The organism is Tropicimonas sp. (genome assembly GCF_047971885.1).
Lineage (GTDB): Bacteria > Pseudomonadota > Alphaproteobacteria > Rhodobacterales > Rhodobacteraceae > Tropicimonas.
On sequence record NZ_JBKEAE010000072.1, the window covers coordinates 1 to 19,969 of the forward strand.

The 19,969-nt window shown below is 68.3% G+C and carries 20 protein-coding genes; 13 read left to right on the forward strand and 7 right to left on the reverse strand.

Going from position 1 to position 19,969, the window contains the following annotated elements; genetic code table 11:
• The 4 genes from ACK5IR_RS07210 to ACK5IR_RS07225 form a co-directional block, all read left to right on the forward strand.
• On the forward strand, nt 1–1,060 hold a 1,060-nt coding region (locus ACK5IR_RS07210; protein ID WP_416927371.1), incomplete at its 5' end, for a class I tRNA ligase family protein.
• Complete coding sequence (lptE, locus tag ACK5IR_RS07215) at nt 1,047–1,541, forward strand: LPS assembly lipoprotein LptE (protein WP_416927373.1); 495 nt, start codon at nt 1,047–1,049, stop codon at nt 1,539–1,541. The genes ACK5IR_RS07210 and lptE, both read left to right, overlap by 14 nt.
• Nucleotides 1,538–2,569 (forward strand): DNA polymerase III subunit delta, encoded by a 1,032-nt coding sequence (gene holA / locus ACK5IR_RS07220; protein WP_416927375.1) that lies wholly within the window; start codon nt 1,538–1,540, stop codon nt 2,567–2,569. Before lptE ends, holA begins: the two co-directional genes overlap by 4 nt.
• A gap of 56 nt (nt 2,570–2,625) precedes the next feature.
• Nucleotides 2,626–3,213, forward strand: a complete 588-nt coding sequence (locus ACK5IR_RS07225; RefSeq protein ID WP_416927377.1) for a glutathione S-transferase family protein — start codon at nt 2,626–2,628, stop codon at nt 3,211–3,213.
• On the opposite strand, the gene ACK5IR_RS07230 is transcribed toward ACK5IR_RS07225, so the two are convergent.
• Nucleotides 3,205–4,395: a TIGR03862 family flavoprotein gene (locus tag ACK5IR_RS07230; RefSeq protein WP_416927379.1), complete on the reverse strand. Its 1,191-nt coding sequence runs from the start codon at nt 4,393–4,395 to the stop codon at nt 3,205–3,207. The two genes, ACK5IR_RS07225 and ACK5IR_RS07230, sit on opposite strands and share 9 nt — an antisense overlap.
• A 44-nt stretch (nt 4,396–4,439) precedes the next feature.
• Between ACK5IR_RS07230 and ACK5IR_RS07235 the strand changes: the two genes are divergently transcribed.
• Complete coding sequence (locus tag ACK5IR_RS07235; RefSeq protein ID WP_416927381.1) at nt 4,440–4,739, forward strand: HNH endonuclease; 300 nt, start codon at nt 4,440–4,442, stop codon at nt 4,737–4,739.
• 316 nt (nt 4,740–5,055) lie between these two features.
• Here the strand turns inward: ACK5IR_RS07235 and ACK5IR_RS07240 are convergent, their stop codons facing one another.
• The gene (locus ACK5IR_RS07240) at nt 5,056–5,673 is read right to left on the reverse strand and encodes an enoyl-CoA hydratase/isomerase family protein (protein ID WP_416927383.1); all 618 of its coding nucleotides are present in this window, start codon (nt 5,671–5,673) and stop codon (nt 5,056–5,058) included.
• Nucleotides 5,670–6,425 (reverse strand): SDR family oxidoreductase, encoded by a 756-nt coding sequence (locus tag ACK5IR_RS07245; protein WP_416927385.1) that lies wholly within the window; start codon nt 6,423–6,425, stop codon nt 5,670–5,672. The genes ACK5IR_RS07240 and ACK5IR_RS07245 overlap by 4 nt, the downstream gene beginning before the upstream one ends.
• Nucleotides 6,426–6,566: 141 nt before the next feature.
• Between ACK5IR_RS07245 and ACK5IR_RS07250 the strand changes: the two genes are divergently transcribed.
• Nucleotides 6,567–8,132 (forward strand): hypothetical protein, encoded by a 1,566-nt coding sequence (locus ACK5IR_RS07250; RefSeq protein WP_416927387.1) that lies wholly within the window; start codon nt 6,567–6,569, stop codon nt 8,130–8,132.
• A gap of 35 nt (nt 8,133–8,167) precedes the next feature.
• Complete coding sequence (locus ACK5IR_RS07255) at nt 8,168–9,739, forward strand: DUF2125 domain-containing protein (RefSeq protein WP_416927389.1); 1,572 nt, start codon at nt 8,168–8,170, stop codon at nt 9,737–9,739.
• Nucleotides 9,740–9,811: 72 nt separating this feature from the next.
• Here ACK5IR_RS07255 and ACK5IR_RS07260 read toward each other — a convergent pair whose 3' ends face one another.
• The gene (locus tag ACK5IR_RS07260) at nt 9,812–11,197 is read right to left on the reverse strand and encodes a trypsin-like peptidase domain-containing protein (RefSeq protein ID WP_416927391.1); all 1,386 of its coding nucleotides are present in this window, start codon (nt 11,195–11,197) and stop codon (nt 9,812–9,814) included.
• Nucleotides 11,198–11,346: 149 nt separating this feature from the next.
• Here ACK5IR_RS07260 and ACK5IR_RS07265 point away from each other — a divergent pair, with 149 nt between their 5' ends.
• The 5 genes from ACK5IR_RS07265 (at nt 11,347) to lpxK (ending at nt 16,015) form a co-directional block, all read left to right on the forward strand.
• Nucleotides 11,347–12,693, forward strand: a complete 1,347-nt coding sequence (locus ACK5IR_RS07265; RefSeq protein ID WP_416927393.1) for a TldD/PmbA family protein — start codon at nt 11,347–11,349, stop codon at nt 12,691–12,693.
• Nucleotides 12,680–13,456, forward strand: a complete 777-nt coding sequence (locus tag ACK5IR_RS07270; protein ID WP_416927395.1) for a 3'(2'),5'-bisphosphate nucleotidase CysQ — start codon at nt 12,680–12,682, stop codon at nt 13,454–13,456. Before ACK5IR_RS07265 ends, ACK5IR_RS07270 begins: the two co-directional genes overlap by 14 nt.
• Nucleotides 13,457–13,529: 73 nt before the next feature.
• A complete protein-coding gene (locus tag ACK5IR_RS07275) occupies nt 13,530–13,772 on the forward strand; it encodes a DUF4170 domain-containing protein (protein WP_416927397.1) in 243 nt (80 codons plus the stop codon).
• Between the two features lie 6 nt (nt 13,773–13,778).
• Complete coding sequence (locus ACK5IR_RS07280) at nt 13,779–15,032, forward strand: 3-deoxy-D-manno-octulosonic acid transferase (RefSeq protein ID WP_416927399.1); 1,254 nt, start codon at nt 13,779–13,781, stop codon at nt 15,030–15,032.
• Nucleotides 15,032–16,015 (forward strand): tetraacyldisaccharide 4'-kinase, encoded by a 984-nt coding sequence (gene lpxK / locus ACK5IR_RS07285; RefSeq protein ID WP_416927401.1) that lies wholly within the window; start codon nt 15,032–15,034, stop codon nt 16,013–16,015. Before ACK5IR_RS07280 ends, lpxK begins: the two co-directional genes overlap by 1 nt.
• A gap of 2 nt (nt 16,016–16,017) precedes the next feature.
• Here lpxK and ACK5IR_RS07290 read toward each other — a convergent pair whose 3' ends face one another.
• Together ACK5IR_RS07290 and ACK5IR_RS07295 are read right to left on the reverse strand one after the other, a co-directional pair.
• Entirely contained in the window at nt 16,018–16,683 is a 666-nt protein-coding gene (locus ACK5IR_RS07290; RefSeq protein WP_416927403.1) for a DsbA family protein, read from the reverse strand.
• A complete protein-coding gene (locus tag ACK5IR_RS07295) occupies nt 16,680–17,225 on the reverse strand; it encodes a DUF721 domain-containing protein (protein ID WP_416927405.1) in 546 nt (181 codons plus the stop codon). The genes ACK5IR_RS07290 and ACK5IR_RS07295 overlap by 4 nt, the downstream gene beginning before the upstream one ends.
• A gap of 81 nt (nt 17,226–17,306) precedes the next feature.
• On the opposite strand from ACK5IR_RS07295, the gene mutY reads away from it, so the two are divergent.
• On the forward strand, nt 17,307–18,419 hold the full coding sequence (gene mutY, locus ACK5IR_RS07300) for an A/G-specific adenine glycosylase (protein ID WP_416927407.1): 1,113 nt from the start codon (nt 17,307–17,309) through the stop codon (nt 18,417–18,419).
• Here the strand turns inward: mutY and ACK5IR_RS07305 are convergent.
• Nucleotides 18,383–19,969: 3-hydroxyacyl-CoA dehydrogenase NAD-binding domain-containing protein (locus ACK5IR_RS07305; RefSeq protein WP_416927409.1), on the reverse strand; the 1,587-nt coding region annotated here is incomplete at its 5' end. The genes mutY and ACK5IR_RS07305 overlap by 37 nt on opposite strands.

Genomic DNA, 19,969 nt, shown 5'->3' on the forward strand with positions numbered 1-19,969 from the left:
GCATCTTCTCTATTCCCGATTCTTCGCCAGGGCGATGGCCCGGACCGGACATCTGCCGGAAACGGCGCGCGAACCCTTCGGCGCGCTGTTCACGCAGGGCATGGTCACGCATGAAATCTACATGACCCGCGACGACAAGCGCCGACCGGTCTATCACCTGCCCGAGGACGTTTATAAACTACCGGCCTCTGCTTACAGTACCGGAACGTTAGCAATTTTGAAGTCGGCACTTGAGACGACGGAGTTTCAACAGCGTTGGAATGGATGGTCTGCGTCGCCCAACTTCGATGGGCTTACTGATTTCGAAGCGAAAGCCAGTCTCGCCTGGAATGCGGATATCGGCGTCGTGGAAGTAGTCCCCTCGGCCAAGATGTCGAAATCCAAGAAGAATGTCGTTGATCCGGTCGAGATCGTCGGCCGGTACGGCGCCGATACCGCGCGCTGGTTCGTGATGTCCGACAGCCCGCCCGAGCGCGACGTGGAATGGACAACCGCCGGGGCCGAGGCCGCGTTCAAGCATCTGGGCCGGGTCTACCGGATCGCCGACGAGTTGCGCGATGCCGGCGCGCCCGAAGGCGGCGCCGAGGACGAGGCCCTGCTGCGCGCGACGCACCGCGCCATCGCCGGGGTGACCGAGGGGATCGACACCTTCGCCTTCAACACCTCGGTTGCCAGGCTCTACGCTTTCACCAACACGATAGCGAAATCGAATGCCAGCCCCGGGGCGCGGGCGCAGGCGATGCGCGTCATGGCGCAACTCATGTCACCGATGACGCCGCATCTGGCCGAGGAAATCTGGGCGATGCTCGGCGGCGACAGGCTGGTGGCCGAGGCCGGCTGGCCTGTGGCCGACATGGCGATGCTGATCGAGGAAACGGTGACCCTGCCGATCCAGATCAACGGCAAGCGGCGCGGCGAGATCGAGATCGCGCGCGAGGCCGGCAAGGCGGCGATCGAGGCGATGGTTCTCGACTGTCCGGCGGTGGTCAGGGCGCTGGACGGCAAGCCGCCAAAGAAACTGATCGTGGTACCGGGGCGGATCGTCAATGTGGTGGTCTGACAGGAGATTCGTCCTTTGCGGGCTGGCCGCGCTTGCGCTTGCCGGATGCGGTTTCACCCCGGCCTATGCGCCGGGTGGCGTCGGTTCGCGGTTGCAGGGCCGGATCCTGCCCGATGAGCCGCAGACCGTGCAGGCCTTTGCCTTCGCAAACCAGCTGGAAAATCGCCTCGGTCGGGCGGCCGACGCCCCCTATGCGCTGTCCTACGACATCGACCTCGACGATCAGGGGCTGGCGATCACCTCGGATCAGGAGACGCTGCGCTATCACCTGAGCGGTGTTGTCGACTACCGGGTGAGCGACCGCGCAACCGGCGAGGTCCTGACCACGGGGCAGGCCCAGACCTTTGCCGCCTATTCGGCGATCGGCACCACGGTCGCCACCCGGGCCGCCGAACGCGACGCGGAAAAGCGGCTGATGGTGATGCTCGCCGACCAGGTGGTAACGCAGCTTCTGGCCTCCGGAGGACGCTGGTTGCCGTGAAGCTCTCGTCCCGCGACGCCGCCACCTTTTTCGCCCGCCCCGATTCGCGCCGGGCGGGGGTGCTGATACACGGTGCGGATGCGATGCGGGTGGCGCTGAAACGGCAGGATCTGGTCGCCGCGCTGATCGGCCCCGAGGGCGAGGCCGAGATGCGGCTGACCCGGATTGCGGCGGGCGATCTTCGCCGCGACCCGGCGCAACTGGGCGATTCGGTGCGGGCGGCAGGCTTCTTTTCCGGCCCCCGCGCTGTTCTGGTGGAGGATGCGAACGACGGGCATCTTCCGGCAATGGAGACAGCGCTGGCCGACTGGCGCGAGGGCGACGCCACCATCGTCGTCACCGCCGGGGCGCTGAAGGCCGGTTCGAAACTGCGCAAGCTGTTCGAGGGGCATGCCAACGCGCTGTCGGCCGCGATCTACGACGATCCGATGGGCCGGGGCGAGATCGAGGCGGAGATGAAACGCAGCGGGCTGGGCGCGGTCGCCCCCGAGGCGATGGCCGATCTTCTGGCGCTCGGGCAGGTACTCGATCCCGGCGATTTCCGCCGCACCCTGGAGAAATTCGCGCTCTACAAGCTGGGCGATCCGGCACCGCTTTCGGGCGCGGAAATCGCCGAACTGGCCCCGCAGACGATCGGGGCGGCAACCGACGATCTGCTTCATGCGGTCGCCGAGGGCCGTGCCGGCGATGTCGGACAACTGATGCAGCGGCTTGCCGGGCAGGGCGAGGCACCGGTGAGCCTCGTCATCGCCGCCTCGCGCCATTTCCGGGCGCTTCACGCTGCGGCCTGCGACGGCAACGGGCCTGCCGCCGGGCTGGCGCGCCAGCGGCCGCCGGTTTTCGGCCAGCGCCGCGACCGGATGGCCCGGCAGGCCGAAAGCTGGGGCCGCGACCGGCTCGAAAGGGCGCTGCCGCTTCTGCTGGACACCGATCTCGCACTGCGCTCGGCCGGGCAGACCGCCCCCCAGATGGCACTGGTCGAACGGCTGTTCATCCGTCTTGCGATGCTCAGGGGCGCGCGTATCTGATCCCCCTTTATCTTTCGCCCCGCCCATGACAGCCTGCCGCCAGCAGGGAGGAAATCATGTACACCGTGATAGGGAGCGTCGACAGCCGCGCCTTGCGTGTGCTGTGGATGCTCGAGGAACTGGGCGCGGAATACCAGCATGTGGCGGCGGCGCCCCGGTCCGACGACGTCATCGCCTTCAATCCGGCCGGCAAGGTGCCGGTACTGGTGGTCGATGATACGCCGGTAACCGATTCGACCGCGATCCTGGCCTATCTGGCCGACCGGCACCGAAGGCTGACCTTTGCCGCCGGAACGCTGGACCGGGCACGTCAGGACAGCATGACCCAGTTCCTGCTTGACGAATTCGACGCGGCGCTGTGGATGGCGGCGCGGCACAGTTTCGTTCTGCCCGAAGAACTGCGCGCGGCGTCGATCAAGAAAAGCCTGAAATGGGAATTCACCCGCAGTCAGAGGGTGCTAGCCAGCCGCATGGCCGACGGCCCCTACCTGATGGGCGCCGAGATGACCGTGCCCGACATCATCCTGACCCATTGCGGCGACTGGGCCCGGGCGGCGCGCTTCCCGATCACCGAGCCCCGGCTGGCCGATTACCTGACACGCATGTCCCGCCGCCCGGCGCTGCTGCGCGCGCTGTCACGCTGAGCGGCCGGGTACCGCCGCAGCCTGTCTGCCCGCCCAGCGGCCCGTCGCCAGACAGCCGGTCAGAAGATAGCCGCCGGTCGGGGCCTCCCAGTCGAGCATTTCGCCGGCCACGAACACATCCGGACGGATACGCAGCGCCAGGCGCCCGTCCAGCGCCGGCCACATCACACCTCCGGCGGTCGAAATGGCTTCGTCGAGCGGCCCGAGCCCCCGGTGGACAAGATCGAGCCCCTTGATCCGCGCGGCAAGCGCGCCGGCATCGTCCGGCAGGGGGCGGCCGAATTCCATCAGCAGGGCCGTCTTGACCGGATCGAGCCGCAGCGCCCTGCGCAGGTGGTTGGCAAGGCTCTGGCGCCCACGCGGGCGCGCCAGCTTTCCGGCAACCTTGTCACGCGTCCAGTCGGGCAACAGATCGAGCCGCAGCGGCGCCCCCTCGCGCAGCGCCCGCGACAGCGCATAGATGCCGCCGCCCTCCAGTCCGCGCGCCGAAATCACCGCCTCGCCCCGGCTTTCCAATCCCCCGGCGCTCATGCGAACCCCCTTGAGCGGCTGACCGAACTGCGCCTGCATATGCGCCGACCAGCCGATGCAGAGCCCCGCATTCGCCGGCCGGAACGGGGCAATGGGGATGCCTTCGGCGGCCAGTATCCCCGCCCAGGCGCCATCGGAGCCAAGCCGCGACCAGCTTGCCCCGCCAAGCGCCAGCACCGTCACCCCCGCCTGCATCGCCATGGGTCCTTCGGGCGTATCGAAACGGGCCGCCGCGCCCTCCCATCCGGTCCAGCGCCAGCGACGGCGCAACGAAACCCCGCCCTGCCCGAGCCGTGCCGCCCAGGCGCGCAGCAGGGGCGATGCCTTCATGGCGCGCGGAAAGACCCGCCCGGTCGACCCGGTAAAGACCGGCTGGCCCAGCCCCCCGGCCCAGTCGCGGACCTGTTGTGGCCCGAAGGCGGACAGCATCGGCCGCAGCGGTTCGGCGGCCTCGGCATAGCTGGCGAGAAAGTCCCCGAACGGCTGGTCCCGTGTCAGGTTCAGCCCGGACTTGCCCGCCATCAGCAGCTTGCGCCCGATGGAGGGCATCGCCTCGGCCACGACCACGGCGCGGCCGGCATCCGACAGCGCCTCGGCCGCCATCAGGCCGGCCGGCCCGGCGCCAATGACCAGTGCCTCGACCCGTTCCATCACCTCTCCTTGCGCGCCGCGCCCGGCCATCCCATTCTCTGCCAATGTCCGATGACACCCCGGTCTGCCCCCTCTGCGGCCGCCCGATCCCGCCGGGCGCGCCGCAAAGCCAGCATCACCTGACACCGAAGCTGCGCGGCGGCAAGGGCGGGCCTGTCGTGCTGTTGCACCAGATCTGCCACAACGCCATTCACGCCCGCCTGACCGAAACCGAAATCGCCCGGCATTATCCGACCATCACGGCGCTGCGCGCCCATCCCGGACTGGCGGAGTTCGTCCATTGGGTGGCGCGCAAACCGCCCGGCTTCCATGCGCCCACGGCCGGGCCGCGACGCAAACGATAGCTTATCATGCCAACGATCCTGAAGAACGACCCGTATTCGCGTCCGAACGAAGGTGTCGAGCCCATTGTAACGGTACCCAACTGGCATGCCGGAGGGCGGTGCACGTCTGCCGGGTGGGCGCGCAATGCTTGTGGTCTTCACTTCATGCCTGCCACGAACCTCCAACGTTCGGGCGCGCGGTGAGGTCGCAAGGCGCCCGCCCGAGGGAGCGGACGGGCGCCGCCCGGGCCGCTTGCGCGGCTGTTCCGGGCGAAGGGAAGGGAAAAAAGCCCGCATTGACGACCATTGCGAACACTCGGTCCGCGTGGCCGTGGTGTCAGTCCGGGATCATTCCCTTGATGCCGCACCGGATATCTGGCGGCGCGGAAACGGCCGCGCCGGTCAGTTCGGCCACTGTCTCCGCCAGCGCCCCCGGCGCAACGATACGGTCCACCAGCCCCCAGCCATACGCCGTTTCGGCGTCGAGCTTCTGCCCGGCCATCAGGATCATCCGCGTCCGGGCCGGGCCGACCAGCCGCGCCATCCGCACCGGATCGGAGGGCTGGGGCAGAAAACCCAGCTTCATCACCGGATAGAAGAAGTGAGCTTCCGGCACGGCAAGCCGCAGATCGCAGGCCAGCACCATGCCAAAGGCCCCGCCGGCCAGCGTGCCGTTGAGCGCCGCGACCGTCAGACAGGGCAGAGCGGCGATGCGGGCCGACAGCAACTCCCAGATCGGATCGGTGGCAAGGCCGGCCCGCGCCTCGTCGAGGTCGGCGCCGGCCGAGAACACCGTACCCGCACCGGTCAGAACGAGACCGGCGACACCCGCCTCCCCGGCTTCGCCGGCCGCAGCCTCGATCGCGACCAGCATGTCGCGGGTCAGCGAATTGGCCTTGTCGGGGCGGTTGAGGCGCAGGGTCCAGACGGGGCCGGCACGGTCGACCTCGATCATCCGCTCAGCCCGACCCGGATGCGGATCTCCTCCTCGCGCAAGGCAACCTCCTGACCGAGAAATTCGTCGGCCTCGATGCCGCACATCCACAGAAGCACACGCGCCGGCCATTCCGGCGGCAGATGATCGGACCAGTCCAGCTTGCTCACCGGGTTGATGCCGCTGTCCCGAACGGCCCGCTGCATGTCGGTCTGGACCGTTCCCGGCGACAGGCCCATGGCGCGGATCCCCAGATGGGCGTATTCCTTGTCGACACAACGGGTCAGCATCGCCGCCCCGGCCTTGGCGGCGCAATAGGCGCTCCACGCCTCGACCGGGCCGTGCGCCGCGCCGGAACTGACCGACAGGATGGTGCCGCCGCCCTGCGCAAGCATGACCGGCAGCGCCGCCCGCATGCCGTGAAACACGCCCTTGAGATCGACGTCGATATTGTGGCCCCAGGCCTCGGGATCGGCCTCGGCCAGGTGGGCGATTGGCTCGATCACCCCGGCGTTGTTGATCAGCACGTCGAGCGAGCCGAAGGTCTCGCGCGTTGCCTTGACGGCGTTCTCGATCTCCCAGTAGCGGCTGACCTCGCAGGGAATCGCCAGCGCCGGGGCGCCAAGCTCTCCGGCAAGATCGTTCAGATCCTCGCCCCCGCGCGACACCAGCGCAACATTCGCGCCGGCCTCGACAAAGACGCGCGCCGTTGCCGCGCCGATTCCCCGGCTTGCCCCGGTGATCAGAGCCACTTTTCCGGCCATGTCAGTCATCGCAACCCCCTTCGGTCCCTTGCGACTACGAATGCCGGTTTTTCGCCGGCGAAGAAAGAGGCTTTGGCAGCGCCACCGGACGCGGTATGGCTCGGGCGGGCGCCTCGCGCGGCCCGGACAGGCAGAGGGGGCGGCGACAGGATGAAACCGTGGATCGGCCGCGTAGTGGCCACGGCGGCGCTTTGTGGCGGTGCCGCACCCTGCCCGGCGCTGACCCCGGCTGGTGTCTGGAAGGACCTGACCGGCGCGCTGGCACGGCAGGAACTGACGGTTTCAGCGGCCTCCGAGAGCGAAACCGCACAGCGGCTGACGATTTCGGATATCGTGCTGAGCGCGCGCAAACCCGGTTTCTCGCTTTCCGCGCGAATCGGCACCCTGACCCTGTCGGCGACGGCCGACGGCAGCGTGTCGATCACGCTCGACCCTGAAATCCCGGTCGATCTGACCCAGACCCTGAGCAGCGGCGAAAAGCTCGACGCGACCGTTGTCGTTTCACATTCCGGCACCGGAGTTTCGGTCACCGAGGAGAATGGCGAAACACGTGTCGACCTCCGCACCGATACGCTGGAGGCGACCGGCCGCAGCTTTCGCGGCGATGACAGGAGCCTGCCGGTCCGCGCGCAGGTGGCGCTGCGCGATTTCTCGGCCAGCCGCACCTGGTCGGCGCTGCCATATGCCGAGGTCACGGAAGAGGCCAGCGCCGCAACGCTCGCGCTGTCGGTCGACGCCGGCGCGGCCTCCGGGCCGGGCGGGCTCTCGGCGCGGATCGCGATCGGCGATCTTGCGGCCTCGGCAACGCAATCCGGGCCCGCCGCCGAAGCCCGGGGCGATCTGGGCACCCTGCTCCGGCAGGGGATGGCAAGCCAGGGCAGCGCCCGCTTCGGGCCAACCGAATTCAGCCTCGACATTCGCGGCGACCGGGCGGAAATATCCGCCAGCGGGCACCTTTCGGGGGGCGAAAACGCGCTGTCGCTGACCCCGGCGCGCATGCTCTACGAGGTCACCTATTCCGGGCTCGATCTTGCGCTGGCGGGCAGCGGGCTGCCGATGCCCAAAGCGTCGTTCTCGCTCGGCAAGGCCAGGTTGCGTGCGGCGGCGCCGTCGCAACAGGGGATCGCGCCCGCCTCCATCGAGATGCGGATCGAGTTCGAAGCGCTCGCGGCCGGCGAGGATTTCTGGAAACAGTTCGATCCCGAAGCGCTGCTGCCGCGCGATCCGGTAACGCTGATCGTCGAGATCGGTGGCGCCGCGCGCTGGCTGGTCGATATCTTCGATGTCGCTGCGGTGGCCGCACGGGCACGGGCGGGCAGGTCGCCGGCCGAGGTCTCGGCGCTCCGGATCGACAGGTTCGCGCTGTCGGCTCTGGGCGCCGAACTGAGCGGATCCGGTGCAGCGACCGCTGCCACCGCAATGCCCGGCACGCCCCCCCGCGCCGTGGGACAGGCGAGCTTCCGGCTTGCGGGGGGCATGGCGCTGCTCGACCGTCTGGTGGCACTTGCCCTGGTTTCGGAAAGGCAGGCCGAAGCGTTGCGCACCGCAGCCGGCCTGCTGACCCGGCCAGGTGAGGGCGAGGACGTGCTGACCACCCGCATCGAGCGCCTGCCCGGTTCGGCGCTGACGGTCAACGGATCGCCCGTGCCGTTCCCGGCCCCGGTCCCGGGCGAGTCGCCCGGCAATTCCTCAACCCGGAACGAAACGACGCCTTGACCCCCCGGCGCCCACAGTCGAGAGTCGCCGCAAACGTGAATGACATCGAAAGGTATTTCACCATGAGAAACTGGTTGCTCGGCAGCACCTCCGTCGCCCTTCTGGCGGTTGTGCCGCAGGCGGGCTGGAGCCTCAGCCCGCAGGAGGCGTGGGATCACTGGAAGACACAGGGCGATCGCTTCGGCCTGACGGTATCGGCCGAGACCGAAACCCCTGCCGGCGCCACGCTGACGCTGGAGGGCCTGAAATACGTGGGCGAATGGGGCTTCGTTCAGGCCGAATACAACGGCGGCACCTTCACGCTGAGCGAGGAGGGCGACAGCGTGTCCGTCTCCTATCCCGCTGACGGCACCATCACCATCAAGGCCGCACCGCCCGGCGAGTCCGCGTTCGAGGCAACGCTGAACCTGTCCTATCCGGGGGCGACGACACTGCTGTCGCAGGAAGGCGACAAGCTGATCGACGTGTCGAGGTTCCCCGGTTTCACCATCGCCATCGGCGAGGTCAGGATCGACGACAAGCCGTTTGACATCACCGGCGAATACGCGATGTCGAATCTGGAATACAGCCAGAACATCGCGACCTCGGGCGATCCGGTGTACGAAAGCGACGTTTCGATCAGCGATCTGGCGATCAACTACCAGATGCAGATACCCGAGGCGAAGGTGACGATGAAAAGCGCCGCTCAGGCCAGCAACGTGACGGCGGTGACCACCGCCGCGCTCGGCGCGCTGCTGACCGAGCTTGAAAAGGACATGTCCGCCTACGACGACGCGGCGATGATGGACATGATCGGCCGCGTGCTCGATTCCGGTTTCCGCATCGACAGCAAGTCGCATTACGAATCCTACACGGTAAGCGACGAGACCACCGACGAAAACGGCACCTTCAGCAACACCTTCACCATCCGCGAAGGCGACGCCGACGTGACGGTGGATGCCGGTGGCATGGCCTATGACGTGACCAGCGGTTCGTTGGACGGGGCGCTTGTCATCCCGGGCCTTCCCTTGCCCGAGCTTGCCTTCGCGGCCAGCGCCATGGAGATCGCGTTCGACTTTCCCTTCACCTCGGGCGAGGAAGGTGCGCCATATTCGTGGAAGCTTGCCCTCGACAGCCTGACGATGGGCGAGCCCATCTGGTCGCTCTTCGATCCGGGCGCGGTTCTGCCGCGCGATCCCGCATCGCTGGTGGTCAGCCAGTCGGGTCAGCTGCGCTGGATCAGCAACCTGTTCTCGGCCGAAACCGTCGGCGCGCGGACGCCCCCGGTCGAGCCGCTGTCGGCCAATCTCGACGAACTGAAGCTCGCCATGCTGGGTGCCGAACTGACCGGCACGGGCGCCTTTACCTTCGATCAGGTCACGAAGAAGCTGTTTTCCAACGGTGTTCCGCAACCCGAGGGCAAGGCGGAATTCAGGCTGACCGGTGGCAACGCGCTGCTCGACAAGCTGGTGCAGGCCGGGCTTCTGCCGCAGGACCAGTTCATGATGACACGGATGATGATCGGCATGTTCGCCGTTCCCGGCGAGGGCGACGATGTGCTGACCTCGGAGATCGAGGTCGACGCCGATGGCAAGGTGCTGATCAACGGCGCGCCGGTCCCGTTCTGATACACCCGAAGACCCGACAGGAAAACGGCCGGCATCGCCGGCCGTTTTTTATTGCGTGAATCGCGGTTGCCACTATCCGCGCACCTGCAGCCGCAGTTTGCGCCCGTCCCGCGAAAGCTCCATGTCCCAGTCGCGGCCGCCCGCGGCGACGAGCCGTTCGAGTTCGGCCGCGCTGCCGATCGCCGCGCCGTTCAGTTGCAGCAGAACATCGCCGCCACGCAGCCCGAGCCGCACCGCCGGCCCCTCGGCATCCAGAACGACAACACCCGCACTCGACAGGGGCAGATCGAATTCATCGATCGCCCGTGGCGTCAGATCGGCCACCACGAGACCCGAAAGCACCGTGCGGCCACCGATCCTGACCGGCGTCAGGTCCTTTTGCCCGGGTGCTTCGACAACCGGCACCGCAACCTCGCGGCGCGTCCCGTCGCGCAGGACCAGCGCCACCACCTCGCTCCCCGGTTCGCGGGTCAGCAGACGATACTCCAGTTCGGCGGGCGCGTTCACCGCCAGTCCGCCGAGCGACAGGATCACGTCGCCGGCGGCGATGCCCGCCTTGAGGAAGGGGCTGTCAGGGTGTGCCTCGCTGACCAGAACGCCGCCCGGAACCTCCATGTCGAGCGCCTGCGCCAGCCCGCCGTCGACCTCCTGCACGGCGATGCCCGACCACGGGCGGGCAAATTCGGCGCGGCCCGCGCGCACCTGGCCGACATATCGCGCGACCAGATTTGCCGGAATCGCAAAGCCGATGCCGTTCGATCCGCCCGAACGGGTCAGAAGCGAGGTGTTCAGACCCAGCAGCCTGCCCGCCATATCGACCAGCGCGCCGCCGGAATTGCCCGGGTTGATCGGCGCGTCGGTCTGGATGAGATAGCCCGCACCGCGCCCGTTCGCCAGACCGCTGCGCGCGGTGGCCGAAACGATGCCGCTCGACACCGTCTGCCCGATACCGAACGGGTTGCCGATGGCCAGCACCATGTCGCCGACCAGCGCCGCGTCGGAATCGGCGAATTCCAGAGCCGGCAGGTTGCCGGCCCCTTCAAGGCGCATCACCGCGATGTCGGCCTCCCGATCGCTCAGCACCACCGTGCCCTTGAATTCGCGCCGGTCGGCAAGAACCACGTGAATCTCGGTTGCCTGCTGCACGACGTGGTAGTTCGATACCACGATACCGCCCGCGTCGACGATCACGCCCGACCCGAGCGAATTCTGTACCCGGGGCGCTGACGGACCGAAACGTTCGAAGAACTGCGAAAAGAACGGATCGTCGGCAAAGGGGCTGGCGCGGCGTTCGGATACCCAGGTTGCATAGATGTTGACCACCGCCGGGGCGCTGCGCCGGACCACCGGAGCAAAGGACATCTGCGCCTCCTGCCGCGTGGCTGGAACGACCCGTTCGGCCTGCGCGGGCAGGCCCGCGAGCGACAATGTCAGGACAAGCAGCACGCGATGCAGCATCGAAGACACCTCCTTTCGGGCTTGTGGAACGCGATCTGCGCCGAAATAAGGCCACTCCGCCCGCGGGTTCAAGCCGCGCGGCCATCACGCTTGCACGAGCCCGCCTTCCGCCCTAGCTGGAGGGAAACGGGATTCTGAAAGGCCCCTTCATGAAACCATCGCTGGAAAGCCTGACCCATTCCCTGCTCGAGGCGGCAGAAAGGGCCGGCGCCGGGGCGGCGGATGCGATCGCCGTCGACGGCACGTCGCTTGCCATCGACGTGCGCGCCGGGGCACTGGAACAGGCCGAGCGTGCCGAGGGAATCGAGATCGGCCTGCGGGTGATGCTGGGGCACCGGCAGGCCTGCGTTTCCGCCTCGGACATCTCCTCGGGGACTTTTGCCCTGATGGCCGAACGGGCGGTCGCCATGGCGCGCGAGGCACCCGAGGATCCGGGCGTCGGGCTGGCCGATCCGTCGCAGCTTGCCCACGCTCCCGACAGCGCGGCTCTCGACCTTGCCGATCCGGCGGCCGAACCCGCGCCGGACGAACTCGAGCGGCAGGCGCGCGAGGCCGAGGCGGCGACCATGGCCTGCGACGGCATCTCGCAGGTGGAATCGTCAGGGGCAAGTTACTCGCGCCAGCGTATCCACCTGGCCACATCGGGCGGATTTTCAGCCGGGTACAGCCGCACCGGCTCGGGGCTGTTCACCGTCGCCATCGCCCGAAGCGGCACCGGGATGGAACGGGATTATTTCGGCGAAAGCCGCGTCTATCGCGCCGATCTGCCCACCCCGGAGGAGATCGGCCGTATCGCCGCCGAACGCACACTGGCACGGCGCGGCGCCCGCAGGCCGAAAACCGGCGCCTATCCGGTCCTGTTCGACGAACGCATCGCCGGTTCGCTGATCGGCCATCTGCTGGCCGCGATCAACGGCGGCGCCATCGTGCGCGGCGCAAGCTGGCTGCGCGATGCGCTCGGCACCCGGGTGCTGCCGGCCGCGTTGTCGCTGACCGAAGAACCGCTCCGGCCGCGCACCCCGGCCTCGCGTGCCTTCGACGCCGAGGGCCTGCCGACGACGCGGCGCGAGATCGTCCGCGACGGCGTTCTGCAGGGGTGGGTGCTCGATCTTTCGACCGGGCGCAAGCTCGGGCTCGACAGCACGGCCAACGCGGTGCGCGGCACATCGGCCCCGCCATCGCCCGGCGTCTCGAACCTGTCGCTGACGCAGGGCGGGCAAACCCGAGACGAACTGCTGCGCGAGATGGGGACCGGGCTGCTGGTAACCTCGATGATCGGCTCGACCATCAATCCGACCACCGGCGATTATTCGCGCGGTGCGGCGGGGTTCTGGGTCGAGAACGGCACGATCGCCTGGCCGGTCAACGAATGCACCATCGCCGGCAACCTGCGTGACATGCTCGGGACCCTGGTTCCGGCGAACGACGCCCGCCCGCACCTGTCGCGCGTGATCCCCTCGCTTCTGGTCGAAGGCATGACACTTGCCGGCGAATGACCTGCCCCTGCTGACCGAGGCCGCCCACGCCGCGGGTCGGATCGCATTGCGTCATTTCCGGGCAGGTTTTTCGGTCTGGGAAAAGGACGGCGATCAGGGGCCGGTAACCGAGGCCGACCTGGAAATCGACGCCATGCTGCGGGACATGCTGATCGCGGCACGCCCGGATAACGGCTGGATGTCGGAGGAAAGCCCCGACGACCCCGACAGGCGGCACCGCAGCCGCGTCTTCGTCGTCGATCCCATCGACGGCACCCGCGCCTTTGCCGATGGCACACCGACCTGGGCCCATTCGCTTGCCGTGATCGAGCGGGGCGCGCCCGTCGCGGCGGCGGTCTTCCTGCCGGCACGCGACAAGCTCTACACAGCGGCGCGCGGGGCGGGTGCCCGTCTCAACGGCGCGCCGGTTTCCGCCAGCGGCCGCAGGCAGCTTGACGGGGCCGATATCCTTGCCAATCACCATGCGCTGAACCCGAAAAACTGGCATGGCGGCGCACCGGCGGTGGTGCGCCATTTCCGCCCATCGCTTGCCTACCGGCTGTCGCTGGTGGCCGAAGGGCGGTTCGACGCCATGCTGACCCTGCGCGACACCTGGGAATGGGATATCGCCGCCGGGGCGCTGATCGCGACCGAGGCCGGCGCCCGGGTCGGCGACCGCTTCGGCAAACCGATCGGTTTCAACTCTCCCGGCCGAACCTCGGCCGGGATCCTCTGCGCGGCACCGGGTATCCACGACGAGATCGTGAACCGCCTGCGGACCTGATACCCGGGCAGTGCTTGACCGCAGGGCGGCGTTCGCTAGGCTGCGCCAGATTCCACAGGCACCCGGAGGCCCCATGCCGCAGCGTCTTCACCTCGTCTTCGGCGGCGAGCTCGTCGATCCCGAAAAGAACGTGTTCAAGAACGTCGACGATATTCACATTGTCGGCATGTACCCCGACTACGCCTCCGCGCACGACGCGTGGAAGGCCGAGGCCTACCGCACCGTCGACAACGCGCACATGCGCTACTTCATCGCCCATATCCACCGGCTGCGCGACGAGGAGACCGAAGCCTCGCCCACCGAGGAACTCGGCTGACGCCGCTTGGACATCCTGACGATCCCCCGCCTGCAGGCCCGGTTCCGGACCCAGGCCCTGCAGCGGAAGCTGAACGCGCAGCTTTCGCGCGAGGACGAGACCGGCCTGATCGCCAAGCAACTTCTGGGCCGCAGCGAGACACCGCGCCCGGCGGGAAAGCTGGTCTGGCTTCAGGCGCCCGGCGGGCTGGATGCCGGCGCGGCAACAGCGTTGCGCGACCGCATCGCCGAGGAGGTTCCCGGCATCAACCTGCTGGCCACCGTTCCCGAACGGCTGCGCGAGCGGATCGCCGACGGCATACCGGCCGAACTGCCGCCGCTGGAATCGCCCGGCAGCGTCGAGCGGTTCCTCGACCACTGGCGCCCGGATGTCTGCATCTGGTTCGGCCGGGTGGAGGCGCCGATCCTGGCCGACGCCTGCGCCCGGCGCGGCATACCGATGTTCCTGCAGGATGCCACCGCGCCCGAGATCAACAGCGCACGAGGGCGGGCATTGCAGCAACGCATGCTCGGGCTGTTCGAGCGCATTCTGGCACTCGATGTGGTCGAGGCGGACCGTATCCGTGCCATCGGATCGATCCCTTCGCGGATCGAAACCACCGGGCGCCTCACCCAGGTGGCGAACCCGCCGGCCTGTGTCGAATCCGAGCGCGCCGCGCTTGCCGATGCGCTGAACACCCGCCCGGTATGGGTTGCCGCCTGCCCGACACCGGGCGAGGTACCGGCGATTCTCGACGCGCACTGGGCGGCACGGCGGACCACGCACCGGCTACTGCTGATTCTCGTTCCGCCGGCCGGGTCGATAGGCTCGGAACTGGGGCCGGCACTCGTCGAACTGGGCTGGCAGATCGCCCTGCGGGAGGCCGACGAATATCCCGAATTCGCCACCGACATATACATCGCCGACACCTGCGAGGAACTGGGGCTGTTCTATCGGCTCTCGCCGGTGACATTCCTCGGCGGCACCCTGTCGGGCGGGCCGGTGCCCGAGGCGATGGGTCCGGCGACGCTGGGCTCGGCGATTATCGCCGGACCGCAGGGCGGGCATGAAAGCGAAATTCTGGCAAAGCTCCAGTCCGGCGGCGCCTGTCGCCGGATCGCCGACGCCAGTCAGCTGGGCGAGGCCGTTTCGGCGCTTCTCGAACCCGATACGGCGGCATCGCTTGCGCTCAACGCCTGGAGCATCGCAACCGATGGCGTGCGGGTGATGAACCGGCTCGGCACGCTGGTGGCCACCGCGCTGCACGGCTGGCCCGACTGATGCGCGCACCCGCCTTCTGGGATAACCCGCCCGATGCGCCGGGCATTCTGGCGCGGCTGCTGTCGCCGCTGGGAGCGCTCTACGCGGCGGCAACGGCGCGCAGGCTGGCGCGGGGATCCTCGTGGCACGCCGGGATCCCGGTGATCTGCATCGGCAATCTGAGCGTCGGCGGCACCGGCAAGACACCGACGACCATCGCCCTGGCCGAAAGGCTTGGCGACGGCACCCATATCGTCAGCCGCGGCTTCGGCGGCAGGCTCGACGGCCCGCTGCGGGTGGACGAACGCCGGCACCACGCCGAAGATGTCGGCGACGAACCGCTGCTGATGGCGGCCTTCGCGCCGGTCTGGATCGCGCGCGACCGCGCCGCCGGCGTTCGCGCCGCCGAGAACGCCGGGGCGCGCCTTGTCCTTCTGGACGACGGCTTTCAGAACCCGGCGGTCGCCAGATCGCTCTCGATCGTGGTCGCGGATGCCGCGCGCGGCTTCGGCAACGGGCGCTGCATCCCGGCGGGTCCGCTGCGCGAGCCTGTTGCGGCGGGGCTTGCCCGCGCCGACCTGCTGCTGACCATCGGCGAACCGGCAATGCAGGCGCGCTTCGGCAAGACTTGGGGGGCGGCTGCCGCCGGGCTTGCGCGCATCGAGGGGCGGCTCGCGCCGCTGCAGACGGGAATGGACTGGCAGGGCATGCCGGTGCTGGCCTTCGCCGGCATCGGCTACCCCGAGAAGTTCTTTGCCACGCTCCGCAGCCTCGGCGCGGATATCCGCCGCACCGAGGCGCTGGAGGACCACCAGCCGCTGACCCCGGCCCTGATGACCCGGCTGGAGGCTGAGGCGGGCAAGCTGGGCGCCCAGCTCGTCACCACGGAAAAGGACGCGGCGCGCATGCAGCCGGCATTCCGCCGCAAGGTGCTGACGGTGCCGGTACGGCTCGCTGTCGATGACTGGACAGCGCTGGACCGGCTGGTCGCCGCGCTGCCCTGAGCTTATTCGGCAAGCTTCTCGTCGAGGATCCTGGCGAAATCGGCGTAGCTCATGTTCGAGTATTTCTCGCCGTTGACGATGAAGCTCGGCGTCGCGGTGATCCCGTCCTTGCTGGCGTTGTCCTCCCACCACGCGACAAGTGTCTGGGCCATTTCGGCATCCTGCATGCAGGCGTTGAGCTGATCGTCGGAAAGCCCGGCCCTGCGGCCGATCCGGCGCAGATTGTCGGCGATCTGCGCCGGTTCACCCTGTGCCCATTCGCCAAGCTCCCCGAAGACGATGTCGGACAGGCCGAAATAGCGCATCGGATCGCAGCGCGCCACCATCGACGCCCACAGACCGTAACGGTCGAAATAGACATCGCGGTGCACGAAACGGATCTTGCCGGTATCGATGTAGTTCTTCCTCAGTTCGGGAAAGACCGTCTGGTTGAAATTCGCGCAATGGCCGCAGGTGAACGAGGCGTATTCGATCACCTCGACCGTGGCGCCGGGATCGCCCAGCACCATCTCGATCACTTCGCCGCTGCCTTCGGCAGCCTCGGCGGCGCCGACCGCGCCGGCGATCGGCGGCAGGGTCATGGGCCCTTCGGCGCTGCGGCTCATCCAGTAGCCGGCGCCGGCGGCAACAAGGGCCGCGGCGACGGCAAGGGTCAGGTAACGTTTCATTCGGACATCTCCGTTCGTCTTTTCGATTTGCCAAGTACCGCCGCGCCCAGATCGGCCAGCGCACGGCGCAGCCGCTCGTCGCCGACACTTTCCGCCAGCGCCTCGGCCCGGTGTCGCAGGGCATCATCGGGAAGATCCGCCGCCTCGGGCCGCCGGTGGGCGAAATCCGCCCGCCCCTCGGCAAAGCCGCTGGCGGCGGTCTGGGTGAAGCGGATACGCGCGATCGCGGCATAGCCGTATACGGCGTTCACCTTCTGGCGCAGCGCGGGTTCCTGCATCTGCAGCACGGGGGCCTGCGCGCCGGTGGTCAGGACCGTCAGCGTCGCGCCGAAGCCGCCCCCGGAATAGCTTACGCTGACCGGCCGGCTGATGGCGGCAATCTCCGGGCCGACGATTTCGGCCCAATGGGTCAGAAGGCGGGTTTCGGCAAAGCCGCGCTTCTCGCTCGCCGCCCGGATACGATCCGACAGCAGGCCCGAGGTCCGCTCGAACCCGCGCATCCGCCGGGTCGGATTGAATGATCTGTCGTCGCGCGGCGGCATGCCTGACATTTCCCTCTGCTCGCCCTATCTTAGCGGCTGGCCCGTCCGGGGCCAGCACATTGGCGCAGAGAGACATAAAGAATGCGTGACGTGAAACGGCAGGATGCGCGGGCGGCGCTGCTCGGCTGGTACGATGCGCATGCGCGCGATCTGCCATGGCGCGTTGCCCCCGCCGCACGATCCGCCGGGGTCCGGCCCGATCCCTACGCGGTCTGGCTGTCCGAAGTGATGCTTCAGCAGACCACCGTCTCGGCAGTGCGCGAACGCTTCGGGCGTTTCATGGCACGCTGGCCCGACGTGGCGACGCTGGCCGCGGCGGCGGACGCCGAGGTAATGGCCGAATGGGCCGGGCTGGGGTACTACGCCCGCGCCCGCAACCTGCTGAAATGCGCCCGTACCATCGCGGACGAACTGGGCGGCAGCTTCCCGCAGACCCGGGCTGAGCTTCTGGTGTTGCCCGGAATCGGCGCCTATACCGCCGCCGCCATCGCCGCCATCGCCTTCGACCGGCCCGAAACGGTGGTGGACGGCAATGTCGAGCGGGTGATGGCCCGGCTTTTCGACATCGAAACGCCGCTGCCGGCCGCCAAGCGCAAGCTGGCCGCGCTGGCCGATGGGCTGACGCCGCTTGAAAGACCCGGCGATCACGCGCAGGCGATGATGGATCTGGGTGCCACGATCTGCACACCCGCCCGCCCGGCCTGCGGGATTTGCCCGCTTGCATCGTTCTGCGCCGGCCGCGCCGCCGGCAGGGCGGCGGAATTGCCGCGCCGCACCCCGAAGCTGACCAAGCCGGTCCGGCATGGCATCGCCTATGTGGCGCGGCGCAGCGACGGCGCCCTTCTGCTGGAAACCCGCCCGCCCCGGGGGCTGCTCGGCGGCATGCTGGGCTGGCCGGGCTCGGGCTGGTCCGACGCGCCGGAGGCCAAACCACCGCTCGACGCGGACTGGCGCAGGCTTCCGGGCGAGGTGCGGCACACCTTCACCCATTTCCACCTGCGCCTTGGGGTCGAGATCGCCAAGGTGCGCCTTTCGGCCGCACCCGAACGTGGCGCATTCCGCCCGGCGGCGGAATTCGACCCTGCGGCCCTGCCCACCCTGATGCGCAAGGTCTGGTCGCTGGCGGCACCCGCCTTCGGCCGAGCGGGAAGGCGGGCTCAGGCCGCCCGCTCCTTGCCGCCGAACCGGCCGTAAAAGCTCTGGCCCTTGCCGGCCATTTCCTCCAGCAGCACCGGCGCGGCGAAGCGTGCGCCATGCGCCCCGGCCAGTTCGTTGGCGCGCGCGGCGGCATAGGGCGTGCCCAGCATGTCGAGCCAGCTGAACGGACCACCCGACCATGGCGCAAAACCCCAGCCGAGGATGGCGCCAACGTCGCCTTCGCGGATGTCTTCCAGCACGCCCTGCTCAAGGGCGCGTACCGCCTCCAGCGACTGAACGAACAGCAGGCGGTGCTGCACTTCGGTCAGGTCGGGCTGTCCTGCGGCGGGCGGGAATTTCCCGGCGGGCCCTTCCCAGAGTTGCCGGCGCTTTCCGGTATCGTCGTAATCGTAGAAACCCGCGCGCGCCTTGCGGCCCAGCCGCCCCTGATCGGCCATCCAGAATATCACCTCGTCCACCGCGCCGTCGGGATAGGCATCGCCCATCGCCGCGCGCGTCGCTCTGGCGATCCTGACGCCGAGGTCGATCGAGGTTTCGTCGACCAGTTGCAGCGGCCCCAGCGGCATGCCGACCAGCCTGGCGGCATTTTCGATCAGCGCCGGGCCGACCCCCTCGGCAACCATGCGTATCCCCTCGTTGATATAGGGGATGATGCAGCGGTTGGCATAGAAGAAGCGCGCATCGTTGACGACGATCGGGGTCTTGCGGATCTGGCGCACGTAATCGAGCGCCCGGGCCACCGCGCGCGGGCCGGTCTGGCGGCCCTTGATGATCTCGACCAGCAGCATCTTCTCGACCGGCGAGAAGAAGTGGATGCCGATGAACTGTTCCGGCCGGCCGCTTGCCTGGGCCAGCTGGCCGATGGGCAGGGTCGAGGTATTGGTGGCAAGGATGCAACCGGCATCCACCGCCGCCTCGACGGCTTTCGTTACCCCGGCCTTGATGGCGGGGTCCTCGAACACCGCCTCGATCACCAGATCGCAGCCCGCAAGCGCCGAATAATCGGTTGTCGCGGTGATCCGGTCCAGCAGTTCGCGCTTCTTTTCGGGCGTGGACCTGCCGCGCCTGATGCCCTTGTCGGCATATGCCTCGCTATAGGCCCTGCCGCGATCGGCGGCCTCCTGACTCTGGTCGAGCAGGACAACCTCGATCCCCGCCTGAGCCGAAACCAGCGCGATTCCCGCGCCCATCATGCCGGCACCAAGAACACCCAGCCTGCGAACCTTCTGATCGGGCACGTCGGGCCGGTTGGCGCCCTTTTCCAGCGCCTCCTTGTTGATGAAAAGCGTGCGGATCATCGCCGAGGACGAGGGATTCATCAGCACGCCGGTGAACCAGCGCGCCTCGATCCGCAGCGCGGTATCGAAATCGACCTGCGCACCCTCGTAGACCGCCGACAGGAGCGCCTTCGCCGCCGGATAGACGCCCTGCGTCCTGCCGTTGACCATCGCGCTGGCACCGACGAAGGTCATGAAACCGGTCGTGCTGAAGGGCGCGCCACCGGGCATCCGGTAGCCTTTCTCGTCCCATGGCTTGACAATCTTCGGCGCGCTCAGAACCCATTCGCGCGCCCTGTCCACCAGTTC